The sequence below is a fragment of the Hyphomicrobiales bacterium genome (assembly GCA_016125495.1).
GTDB lineage: Bacteria > Pseudomonadota > Alphaproteobacteria > Rhizobiales > RI-29 > RI-29.
In genome coordinates this window covers 228,157-239,427 of the sequence record WGLQ01000014.1, presented here as the reverse complement: position 1 = coordinate 239,427, position 11,271 = coordinate 228,157, and the positions used below count along the sequence as shown (strand labels likewise).

Below are 11,271 nucleotides of genomic sequence, written 5' to 3'. Positions count from 1 at the left end.
GTCGTCGATCGCGCTGGCCGGTTCCACCGCTTCGCTCCGCCGCGTGCGCGGCTGCGCTCGGCGCCGGAACCGGCTAAGGAAGACGCCTAGCAGTGTCAGGGATGCTGTCGGTCCAAATTGTCAGGGATGTGCCCGGTCGTTCACGCGCCGAGCCCTGGCGCGCCGGAACTGGCTAAAGAGGAAGCCTAGCAGTGTCAGGGATGCTGCCGGTTCAAAGTGTCAGGGATGTGCCCGGTCGTTCAGGATGCTTGACGTCGCGGTCGCCATGGTTTGAACTGATGTGAGTGAGGGGATGGAATTGTCAATTGCGCGCATTTGGAGAAGCCTGCGGAGCTAGTCGCCTGCCCAAAACCTAACAACTTCATGAGAGTCAGGGGTGGCTCACACTTTTCCGGGCATCCGTTTTTGAGACAAGTTGCCGCATGTCCGCGGGCTTTTGGAGGATCGCCTTTTGATTAACGCGTTGAATTTGCCAGGGTACACTTATAAATAAATGGAGTTTCTGATCGCTTCATAAAGTACTGCAATTCAGAACAAGACGCTCTCAGGCACAATGAAATGGTCGCTGTGGCAATGATCAATGATGATGTTGATGTCAACTGGATGGCTGTCGGCTTTGCTATCTTAGTTACCCTGATTTGGCTTCTTGGCCTCTTGTTAGCAAGTCACTTCAGGCGTACGGGCGAAATTGTTTCCGGTTCGGTGACTCTAGAATTGGCGAAGAGGGGCGCAGAAAATAATTCGGCAGTTCTTTTGTTTAACATATTTCGGCTATTTCTAATGCTAGCTGGTTCCGGGCTTCTGTATATTACTGGAATGATGCTGTATGTTGGCTTAGAGAATGTTGCGCTACTGTCGCGAGACGGCATGCACCAAGCGCTGACGATAGTAGCTCTCTATGCCGTACTTTTGATTACGGTTTTCAATGTGTTCTACCAATTGGTGCAGCAGCCACTTTTTGCCCTCCGAGTTGCGCTACAAAAATTCCTCCCGAACAGTGTTTCGATTGTATTGTTCTGCGTTGAGGTGGCAGTGATGGCAGTCTTCCTTGCGTTTATTTCGTTCGTTGCCGCATCCATGTTCGTTGGTCAGTGGAACGCACTACAGCTAATGGCGCTCTGGATCGTTCCTGTAATAATGATTGCTGTTTTCAGATTGTCTATTTTGTATAAATCAAATATTGCGTTATTCTTTGCTGTCATCTCTGTGTTTCATTTGGGTTACTTGCGTGCAAAACATTTGCACGAGAGACCGTCGAATTTTCTCATCACCACTTCAGACGCGAAGTTGCAGGAGGCAAATATCTTTGTCACTACGAGTGATGGTTTATACTACTTTGCGCCCGGAAACTCATCGCGAGCGTCTCGCACAGGCTTGAATTGCGCGTTTTTGTCAAGCAACCAGTTGACGTTCAAGCCGTGGACTGCGATCGTGACAATCGACCCTACTCAGAGAAGCGAAACCGAGATTGCGCGGGCGGTGGGCATGGTATTAAGAAGTTCAGATGCATATCGATATGCAGCCATAGAAAGTTCGAACGAAAGTGCGGATGGTGAACTGTCGGGTTTGTTGACTGGAACGGCTTATATGTTCGGTATTCTGTTGGGGGTGTTTGGGTTTTTGAAGATCAAAGATCATGTAGGCAACGCGGGTCAACATCGAATTAGCGAGGGCGCTATTTGCTTGTCAGCCGGGGGAGGGCTGTTTGCGCTTCCCATTGTCTACGATAGCATGGCGACATGTATTGGCAAAGGCAGCGGCGTCACGGAGGCTGATCTGAATAAGATTCAATTCAATCTTGACTAGGATTGTTGATTGTGTTGTGAAGTCCGATTGTGTGTTTGACTTTCCGTCATGTGCGCCTTTTTTCATCGGCGGCAGTACATTGCTCACATCAAGAGGTGGGTGATGTCTGGGCAATACCATCGTACTCCAAGCGGCAGCTGCTTGATCACGGTTTTCGCCCCTTCACGGTCGCCATTCTGCGGTGCTCGCCCGCCTGGCCAATGCTGCACTTCACACCGGCCCAGCCTGCCAATTCCGCGCCCTGCCAGTCGCGCCCGTGGCCGCCCCTCACTCCGACCCTCTCGCCGTGAAGGACGGGGAGAGGGGGAGTTCACACCACACCCCACCAACCAACAGTTCCCCAACCCGCCCAGGCCGGCTAGAACCGCCGGCAAGGCCAGGAGGCGGGTGCATGGACGATCTCGAGAACCGGCGGCGGCGGGCGGCTTATCGGGCCGCCCATCGCGGCACCAAGGAAATGGACTTCCTGCTCGGGCGGTTCGGGGCGGAGCGCGTTTCGGCGATGGCCGAGGGCGAACTCGAGCGCTTCGAGGCACTGCTCGAGCTGGCCGACCCCGAATTGCAGGCCTGGCTCATGGGGACGCCGGCGCCGGCGGGCGCGCGCCGCGAACCGCCAGCGGAATTCGTCGGCCTCGTCGCCGAGATCCGCGCCTACCACGACGCCTGAGGCGCCGGTTTGGTGCTGGTCCAACGGGGCGCCATCGGTGTATTGCTCACGCCTTCCCGGCGACGCATACATCGGCACTTGGCCCCGGCGCCCGGTAATGAGTGGACATGGCTGACACGGACAACAGCAGCTCGCCCGCCGCAACGGCCGGTGCGATCATCGCCGCGGGCGTGCCCGAGGGGCTGGACGCGCGCGTGCTTGCGACATTGCTCGCGGGGCAGCGACCGGACGGGCATGGGCTGACCCTGCTGCACGTCGCGCGCGATGATCGGCGGGCGGCGAGCCTCCAGGCGGCGCTCGCGTTTTTCGCTCCGGACGCCCGGGTGCTGATGCTGCCGGCCTGGGACTGCGTGCCCTACGACCGCGTCTCGCCGAGCCCCGAGGTCGTCTCGCGCCGGATCGCGACACTCGCAACCCTCGCCCTCGCCAAGCGACGTCCCGCGACCATCGTGGTCACCACGGTCAACGCGATGCTCCAGCGGGTGCCGGGGCGCGCGTTCTTTCGCGACAATGCCCGCAAGCTCGCGCCCGGTCAGCGCTACGACCTCTCCCGCCTCGCCCGCCGTCTCGAGATGCTCGGTTACGGGCGCACCGGCACCGTCATGGAACATGGCGAATTCGCGCTTCGTGGCGGTATCGTCGATGTCTTTCCGCCCGGCCGTCCGCGCCCGCTGCGGCTCGATTTCTTCGGCGACACGCTCGAGAGCATCAAGCAGTTCGATCCCCAGACGCAGCGCTCGGCCGGGGCGGTCAATTCGCTGCTCCTCCTGCCGCGTTCCGAACTCGTACTCGGCGAGGAGGAGCGAAAGCGGTTCCGCCAGCGCTATGTCGCCGAGTTCGGGGCGGTGACCGGCGACGATCCGCTCTATGAGGCGGTGAGCGCCGGTATGACCTACCAGGGCATGGAGCACTGGCTGTCGTTCTTTCACGATGGCCTCGAGACGGTGTTCGAGGCGGTCGGGCCCGACGCGGTCAGCTTCGACCATCAGGTGGACGAGGCCGCGACCGGCCGGCTCGAGCAGATTTCCGAGCATTACGGCGCGCGGCGGGATGCGCTGCAGTCGGCGACCTATGGGGGGGCCGCCTACCATCCGCTGCCACCGGGCGAGTTGTTCCTTTCCGAGCAGGATCTGGCGGGGGCGCTCGAGGGAGTGCCACTGCGACGCTTCAACCCGTTCAACATGCCGGATGCGGCCGGCGGCGCGCGCGTGGTCGATCATGGCGGGCGGCCCGGCAGGCGCTTCGTCGGCGAGCGCGCGCTCGAGGGCGGTAACGTCTACGAGGCCGCCAGCGCCTACATCGAGACCGTGCGCAAGGGCGGACGGCGCGTCGTCGTCGCCGCCTGGTCGAACGGCTCGCGCGAACGGCTTGCCAAGCTCTTTGCCGATCACGGTCTCGAGCACTCCGTCACGATCGAGAGCTGGCCGCAGGTCGAGGCGCTCGATCCGCGCACGGTCGCCTTCGTCACGCTCGGCCTCGAGCAGGGCTTCGAGACGCGCGACCTCGTCGTGATCGGCGAGCAGGACCTGCTCGGCGACCGGCTCGTGCGCCAGCGCCGGGTCAAGCGCAAGGCGAGCGACGTCATCAACGAAGCGACGAGCCTTTCCGTCGGTGACTATGTCGTGCACACCGACCACGGGATCGGACGCTTTGCCGGATTGCGCACCATCGAGGTCGGCGGGGCGCCGCACGACTGCCTCGAATTGCACTATCACGGCGGCGACAAGCTTTTCCTTCCCGTCGAGAACATCGAACTGCTGACGCGCTACGGCTCGGACGCCGCGGAGGCGCAGCTCGACCGGCTCGGCGGCGCGGCCTGGCAATCGCGCAAGGCACGCCTCAAGCAGCGCATCCGCGAGATCGCGGCCGAACTCGTGCGGGTGGCGGCAAAGCGGGCCCTCAAAAGCGCCCCGGTGCTCGAGGCGAGCGAGAGCCTCATGGAGGAATTCGCGGCCCGCTTTCCGCACGAGGAGACGGACGACCAGCTTGCGAGCTTTGCGCAGGTGGCGGCCGACCTTGCCGCCGGCCGACCGATGGATCGCCTCATCTGCGGGGACGTCGGTTTCGGCAAGACCGAGGTCGCCTTGCGCGCCGCGTTCCTCGCCGTCATGAGCGGCAAACAGGTCGCGGTCGTGGTGCCGACGACGCTGCTGGCGCGCCAGCACTACCGCACCTTCAGCGAGCGCTACGCGGGCACCGCCGTCACCGTCGCCCAGGCGTCCCGGCTGGTCGGCGCAAAGGAGATGGCGGAGGTTCGCGAAAAACTCGGCGAGGGGAAAATCGACATCGTGGTCGGCACCCACGCTCTGCTCGCCAAGGGGATCGAATTCCGCGACCTCGGCCTGCTCATCATCGACGAGGAGCAGCATTTCGGCGTGCAACACAAGGAACGCCTCAAGCAGTTGCGCGACGACGTGCATGTGCTGACGCTGACCGCAACGCCGATCCCGCGCACGCTGCAACTCGCGCTCTCGGGTGTGCGCGAGCTCTCCCTCATCACGACTCCGCCGGTCGATCGGCTGGCGGTGCGCACCTACGTCTCACCTTTCGATCCGGTCATCCTGCGCGAGGCGCTGTTGCGCGAGCACTATCGCGGCGGCCAGAGTTTTTATGTCTGCCCGCGGATCGCCGACCTCGAGGAGATCGCCGAATTCCTGCGCGAACGCGTGCCGGAACTGAAGTTCATCACCGCGCACGGGCAGATGGCACCGGGCCAGCTCGACGACGTTATGAACGCGTTCTATGACCGCCAGTACGAGGTGCTGCTCTCCACGACGATCATCGAATCCGGTCTCGACATCCCGAGCGCCAATACGCTCATCGTCCACAAGGCGCACATGTTCGGCCTCGCCCAGCTCTATCAGCTGCGCGGCCGGGTCGGGCGTTCCAAGCGTCGCGCCTATGCCTATTTCACTCTTCCGCCCGGGCGCCAGTTGACGGAAGGCGCCGATCGCCGCCTCAAAGTTCTCCAGTCGCTGGATACGCTCGGGGCGGGCTTCACGCTGGCGAGCCACGACCTCGACATCCGGGGCGGTGGTAATCTGCTCGGCGAGGAGCAGTCCGGCCAGATCAAGGAGGTGGGCTTCGAACTCTACCAGTCGATGGTGGAGGAGGCGATCGCCTCGATGCGCAGCGGCGACCTCGGTGAGAGCGAAGAGCAATGGTCGCCACAGATCGCGCTCGGCACCGCCGTGCTGATCCCGGAGGAATACGTTCCCGATCTCCAGCTCCGTCTCGGGCTCTATCGCCGGCTTTCATCGCTCGGCGACAGGGAGGCGATCGACGACTTCGCGAGCGAGCTGATCGATCGGTTCGGGCCACTTCCCAAGGAAGTCCGCCAGCTCCTCGAGGTGGTGGAGATCAAATCGCTCTGTCGGCGGGCCAACGTCTCGCAGATCGATGCCGGCCCGAAGGGGGCGACGTTCCGATTCCGGAACAACCGTTTTACCAACCCGGCGGGTCTCCTCGAGCTGGTCGCCCGCTTCGATCAGGCGATCAAGCTGCAGCCGGACCACAAGCTCGTCTACCGCGCGGGCTGGGAGACCGACGAAAAGCGGCTCGCAGGCGTGCGGGCGTTCGTTGCGCGTCTCGCCGAGATCGCGGCACGCAAGGCTTGAGCCGAGCGCGGCGGGCGTTGCCAGGGAATAATCCCACGGCCCGACCGTTGTCCTTGCAGGGCGGCGCGCGCATGCGGCGGCGCTCTCGCTACGGACGAGGGGCGGAATGGCGGCGATCTCGATGGAGTGGTGGCTGAATGCGGAGGCTCTACCCGAACACGACTGGGCGCGGCTGCTGGTGACCGCGCAGGGGGCCTGTGTCAAGGAACTCGACGGCGGGCACTTCTTCTTTCCGTCACTCGCCGACGCCATCGCGTGGCTGCGGGCGGAGGATTACAGATCGCTCGAGGACCTGAAAGAGTACGGGTTGGTGCCGATCGGCCTTGCGCCGCCGGCAGCCGGCGCGCCTGGCTGCTAGGCAGCCATGTGCCCGGGCGCCGATGCCATTGCCGCTCGGGTTGCGGTTCCGAAGCTCGGTTCGGGCACGGGCCGCGAGCGCGTGCCCGAACGTCGCGTGCGCTGGATCAGAACGGAATCTCGTCGTCGAGTTCCTTCTCGAAGCTGCCGCCACCGCCGCCCGAGCCGCCTCCCCCCGAGCGCCGACCGCCGCCACCGCTCGAATAGCCGCCGTCGCCGCCGCCGTAGCCGCCGTCGTCGTAGCTGTCGCGCCCGCCGCTGGAGTAACCGGCCTGACCGCCTCCCTCCTGCATGCCGCCGGCGCCGGCGCGCCCGTCGAGCATGGTCAGCGTACCGCCGAAGCCCTGCAGAACGACCTCCGTCGAATAACGGTCCTGGCCGCTCTGGTCCTGCCATTTGCGGGTCTGGAGCTGGCCCTCGATGTATACCTTGGCGCCCTTCTTGAGGTAGTTCTCGGCGACCTTGCAGAGCCCTTCGTTGAAGATGACGACCGAGTGCCACTCGGTCTTCTCGCGCCGTTCGCCGGAGTTCTTGTCGCGCCAGGTCTCGGTCGTGGCGACGCGCAGGTTCGCGATGGGGCGGCCGTCCTGTGTGCGGCGGATCTCGGGGTCGCGACCGAGGTTCCCGATGAGGATCACTTTGTTGACAGAGCCGGCCATGCTGGCCTCCTTTCCTCTCTCAGGGCACCGTCACGGACGAACCGGACGGCTCCGGTGGACGGCCGATGGCCGCGAATCGCTCGCCCGATGGTAGACGCCGAGGGGCGCCAGGCGAGTCCTGGCCGGGACACATCGGCCAAATCTCCCCAGTTCATGCGGTCCGGCGGGACCGACGGCCCGGGCGCGGCCGAGGGCCAGCCATCAGACTAGGTTCGCGCAACGTTCTTTTCAAGTCCCGCGCGAAGTGGCCCTGGCGCTGCCCATTCGGTGCCGAGGTTAACGCGAGGGCTATTGCTGTGGCACGGTCTGGACCGGTGTCGTAACGGCCTCGGCCGGCTGCTGTTGGGGCACGACGGTCTCTCCTCCGGTACCCCCGGCCGCCGGGGCCTGGTCTTGGAGGCCGCTCGTCGAAGGCTGAGCCGCCGGTGCGGTCACGCGAGCGGAAATCGGTCGCTTCGACTTCTTTTCGATCTCGGTTGCCAGTCGCAATAGCAAGTCGGCCGGGATCGAGCTGGCGGCGGCACAGTCCGGGTGCGTGAGCCCGTCGTAGATCGTGCGTGCGTCGCCCTTGAAGTCCGGCGCGAGCGAACGCTGGATGACACCGCCCGCGACGGAACCGTCCCGCCATCTGACCTGGCAGGCGAGATCGACCAGCATGCGCATGAGCCGTTCCGTTGCGACGGGCGAAGCCGCGTTCGCGCTCAGTTGCTGTATGCTCCGCCAGGCTTGCGCGTCGGGACCCGTCGCCCAGGCCTCGCCCGCGGCCTTGTCCTCCATGCGTGCGAGGGCTTCCTCGAGACGGCGGTCGACATTGGCGTCGCGGACGGCCTCGATGGCGTCGCGGAAGGCGTTGATATCCCGCGACTGGAGGGGTTCGATCTTCAGGCGTGAGCCGTCGGCGAGCCCGGCCTTGTCGAGGCCGGGGGCCACGGTCTGCCACATTGCCGAGAGCGAGAAGTCGACGCCACGCGCCACGGCGCCGGAAAAATCGGCCCCCTGGAGGCGAGCGAAGGCGAATGTGGCACCGTCGAGCTCGGCGCCCTGGAAACTCGCGGCCTGGGCGCGCGAGCGCGAAAAGAGCGCCCCCTGGAGGGCGGCGCTCGAAAAGTCGGCGCCCTGCAGGTTGCTGCCGTTGAAGTCGGCCCCGAGCGCCACGGCGCCGAGGAAGTTCGCTCCGACCAGCTGAGCGCCACCCGAGAGGTTTGCCCGGCGCAGGTAGGCGCCCGAGAAATTCACACCCGTCAGCTCGCTATAACGCAGATCGGCGAAGTCGAGTGTGGCGTCCTCGAGATCAGCCCCGGCGAGGAAGGCGAGTTGCAGGTTGGCACCGGAGAGATTGGCCCGCTTCATGACGGCGTCGCGCAGGCGCGTGCAGGTGAATTCGCGCGACTGATCCCCCTCGAGGGCCTCCCCCTTCAGGATGGCGCTGTTGTCGGCGCAGGACAGGCGCGTGTTGCGCAGGTCCGTGCCGATGAGCCGGGCTCCGGTGAGGTCCGCACCCGTCAGGTCGGCACGGTGCAGGTCGGACCGGTTGAGGACGGCGTTGCGAAGGTCACGGCCGCGCAGGTTGAGGCTCACCTCGCCCGTCCCGTCCTTCTCGTCCGGCACCAGATCCTCGTCGATCACGATCAGGTTGCGATGGAAGAACCCCTTGAGGCTACCGGCGTCCTCGCCGACCTCGTCGAACGCGAAGCTCGCGAGTGAGAGCGTTGGACCGTCGCTGCCGTAGCGTGCCGCCAACGCCGGTCGTGCCGCGGGATCATCGGAAATGAAGATGCGGTCGAGGCCGAACGCGCGGGGAATGTGGGCCGAGAACCGGTCCAGCCGTTCATCCGGAATGGTCGCCACGAAGAAGGAAAAGAGCAGGGCGAGCGTGATGACGGTGCCCGTGACGAAGGTGTTGATGGGGTGGTGGGTCAGGACGCGTCCGAAGGCGCTGAAGAACCCCGTCGCGTTGCTCCGAAGGAAGACGCCGATGGCGATCAGCGCCACCACGTCGGTCACCAGCGCGAGACGATGCACCCATGTGATCTGCTCGTCGTGGTAGGGCAGGAAGACGATCTGGATATAGAGCAGGATGACGACCGGCAGGGCCATGAGCGACAGCCAGATCATCGCGTGCAGGAAGGCGCCGAAGATGCTGGAGCGGCGCGGGCCGGCGAGTGCGATGGTGAAGAAGTAGCTGTGCAACTCCAGGCGCAGGGGATGTGTGCGATAGCGTGTCGCCTCGAGAGGGCGAACCGCGGCGTCGAACTCGATCACCTTGCGCGCCAGCATGACGTGCTGGATCAGCAGTCCGAAGTGGATGAAGAGCAGCACCAGCGGGGCAAAGATGAAGAAGCGCGTCAGCTCGATTTCAACCTGCAGGATGGGCAGGTCGACACGGCTGTTGAGCAACAGGTCCTTGTGGGTGACGCCCGCGACCGCGATCAGCACATAGGTCATGATGCCGAGGAACAGGGCCCAGCCGTTGCGGGCGGCACCACTCGCGCTGTTGACGGCTTCCAAAAGACTGTAGGGGTTGACCGGCACCTCGCCCGCAGGTGCGCCTCGCGCCGGGCTGGTCTCGTACTCGACGTCGCTCATCGTTTGCCGGCCTCGCCTATTGCCGCAACTGGTCTTCAGCCCTCAGGGGCTGTTCAGGTTGGCGACCATAGCCGACTTGCGTGGCCGGGTTAATGGCGATGGCGGTGCGCGCGATGGGCGGGCCGAGCCTGTGGCCGAATTGCTCGAGGGGGCTCAGCCGCAAGTCAGGCGCTGGCCACCATGTCGAGCGCATGGACGGCGAGCGGGGCGCCGACTCCGCGAAGCACGTGCTCGCCGAGAAAGCGACCCGACGAGCCGAGACATTCGATGAACGCGGCGCTCGTCAGGACAGGTTCGCCGAGTTTCTTCGTCAGGGCCTCGAGACGGACCACCTCGTTCACCGCCGCGCCGAACGCCGAGAAGGTGAGGCGTTCCGGCACGCCGACGTTGCCGTACATGACGGTTCCGACATGCAGTGCGAGGCCATGGGCGAGGGGCTCGAGGTTCGTACGCGTTCGCTCGTCGTTGACCTCGGAGAGGTTGGCACACGCCATTCGCGCGGCCTCGGCCGCCCGCGCGCAGGCCTTGTCCAGCCCCTGCTCGTTCGGCCCCTTCGTGAAGATCGCCAGCACACCGTCGCCGATGAAGCTCAGGATCTCGCCACCGGCCGCCTGCACGGCGCCGCCCGTCGCGTCGTAGTAGCTGTTGAGATTGGCGATGTAGTGCTCGGGCGCCAGTGTGTCGGCCATCCGGGTCGAGGCGCGCAGATCGCAATACCAGATCGCCGCCTCGATCGACTGGCCGTCGCCACGCTTGATCTGGCCATCGAGCACGTGACGGCCTGCTTCGATGCCGAGGTAGGTCTCGGCGATGTTGCGCATGAGCTGGCTCTTGATGGCCACCTTGCAGGCGAGCGCGAGCCGATCCTGGATGCGCAACAGTGCTTCGACCTCTCCGTCCGTGAAACCGCTCGCGCGGTCCGTGGCCCACGAGCCGATCATGCCATTGAGCTGGAGCTAGCCATTGCCGCGACCGGCGCGGCGTCCGGCCTGCGGCTCGAAACTGACGACATAGGCGAGATAGTCGGTGACGTGCTCGGCCCTGAGGTCGTCGAAGACGTCGAACTGGTAGCTGCGCGTGGGGCAGTCGAGTTTGACGCGCAGGAAGTCGAGGTCGCGTTGCAGCATGTAATAATGGGGACTGCGCTCGAAGCCGGCCGAGACGCCACCCGGCACGTGCGGATAGCCATCCGTCGAGGTACCTTGGCCGCGCAGCCAGGTGATGCCGATGGCCGAATGGAGCGGGTGGAGGACCGGGAACGCCGCATAGCCGCGCACCAGCGCGATGCCGGCCGCGTGCAAGCGCTCGCAGGTACCGGTGACCAGCGTCGTGACGTCCGGCTCGAGCAGGGCCTCGGCGACGAGCCAGTTGGCGACGCGGTTGATCAGCGTTGCCGAAGCGGTCTCACCCGTCGTCTTGGTCGCCATGAGGCGTGTGCTCCGTCGCTGCCCGCCGCGCCTTGCTGCCCCGGCCGGCGCACTGTGGCGCCGAGCGCGGCGCGCGCACAAGGGTACGATGTCAGCTTTCCGTGCGGCGGCCGTGCGCGGTTCCATTGAACGCACGGAGTGTTGTGGCCACC

At 64.7% G+C, this 11,271-nt stretch carries 8 protein-coding genes; 4 read left to right on the top strand and 4 right to left on the bottom strand.

Annotated features, from left to right (window positions below; all coding sequences use genetic code 11):
• Positions 1-573: 573 nt before the first annotated feature.
• The 4 genes from GC150_12315 to GC150_12300 all read left to right on the top strand — a co-directional run bounded on the left by GC150_12315 (position 574) and on the right by GC150_12300 (position 6,448).
• A complete protein-coding gene (locus tag GC150_12315) occupies positions 574-1,806 on the top strand; it encodes a hypothetical protein (protein MBI1385684.1) in 1,233 nt (410 codons plus the stop codon).
• A gap of 391 nt (positions 1,807-2,197) precedes the next feature.
• Positions 2,198-2,473 carry a succinate dehydrogenase assembly factor 2 gene (locus GC150_12310; GenBank protein MBI1385683.1) on the top strand — a complete coding sequence of 92 codons (276 nt, stop codon included), beginning with the start codon at positions 2,198-2,200 and terminating at the stop codon, positions 2,471-2,473.
• A 107-nt stretch (positions 2,474-2,580) separates the two neighbouring features.
• Positions 2,581-6,090: a transcription-repair coupling factor gene (mfd, locus tag GC150_12305; GenBank protein MBI1385682.1), complete on the top strand. Its 3,510-nt coding sequence runs from the start codon at positions 2,581-2,583 to the stop codon at positions 6,088-6,090.
• A gap of 106 nt (positions 6,091-6,196) precedes the next feature.
• Positions 6,197-6,448, top strand: coding sequence for a hypothetical protein (locus GC150_12300; protein MBI1385681.1), 252 nt, complete (start codon positions 6,197-6,199; stop codon positions 6,446-6,448).
• A 106-nt stretch (positions 6,449-6,554) separates the two neighbouring features.
• On the opposite strand, the gene GC150_12295 is transcribed toward GC150_12300, so the two are convergent.
• The 4 genes from GC150_12295 to GC150_12280 all read right to left on the bottom strand — a co-directional run bounded on the left by GC150_12295 (position 6,555) and on the right by GC150_12280 (position 11,119).
• Positions 6,555-7,106: a single-stranded DNA-binding protein gene (locus GC150_12295; GenBank protein MBI1385680.1), complete on the bottom strand. Its 552-nt coding sequence runs from the start codon at positions 7,104-7,106 to the stop codon at positions 6,555-6,557.
• A 288-nt stretch (positions 7,107-7,394) separates the two neighbouring features.
• The gene (locus GC150_12290) at positions 7,395-9,692 is read right to left on the bottom strand and encodes a hypothetical protein (GenBank protein MBI1385679.1); all 2,298 of its coding nucleotides are present in this window, start codon (positions 9,690-9,692) and stop codon (positions 7,395-7,397) included.
• A 164-nt stretch (positions 9,693-9,856) separates the two neighbouring features.
• Positions 9,857-10,633, bottom strand: a complete 777-nt coding sequence (locus GC150_12285) for a hypothetical protein (protein ID MBI1385678.1) — start codon at positions 10,631-10,633, stop codon at positions 9,857-9,859.
• 15 nt (positions 10,634-10,648) lie between these two features.
• Positions 10,649-11,119, bottom strand: a complete 471-nt coding sequence (locus GC150_12280; protein MBI1385677.1) for a hypothetical protein — start codon at positions 11,117-11,119, stop codon at positions 10,649-10,651.
• Between the last annotated feature and the right edge of the window lie 152 nt (positions 11,120-11,271).

Coding starts and splice junctions, on each gene's coding strand:
- GC150_12285 (MBI1385678.1), bottom strand. CDS start 10,633: ATGATCGGCTCGTGGGCCACGGACCGCGCGAGCGGTTTCACGGACGGA.
- GC150_12315 (MBI1385684.1), top strand. CDS start 574: ATGATCAATGATGATGTTGATGTCAACTGGATGGCTGTCGGCTTTGCT.
- mfd (MBI1385682.1), top strand. CDS start 2,581: ATGGCTGACACGGACAACAGCAGCTCGCCCGCCGCAACGGCCGGTGCG.
- GC150_12295 (MBI1385680.1), bottom strand. CDS start 7,106: ATGGCCGGCTCTGTCAACAAAGTGATCCTCATCGGGAACCTCGGTCGC.
- GC150_12280 (MBI1385677.1), bottom strand. CDS start 11,119: ATGGCGACCAAGACGACGGGTGAGACCGCTTCGGCAACGCTGATCAAC.
- GC150_12290 (MBI1385679.1), bottom strand. CDS start 9,692: ATGAGCGACGTCGAGTACGAGACCAGCCCGGCGCGAGGCGCACCTGCG.
- GC150_12300 (MBI1385681.1), top strand. CDS start 6,197: ATGGCGGCGATCTCGATGGAGTGGTGGCTGAATGCGGAGGCTCTACCC.
- GC150_12310 (MBI1385683.1), top strand. CDS start 2,198: ATGGACGATCTCGAGAACCGGCGGCGGCGGGCGGCTTATCGGGCCGCC.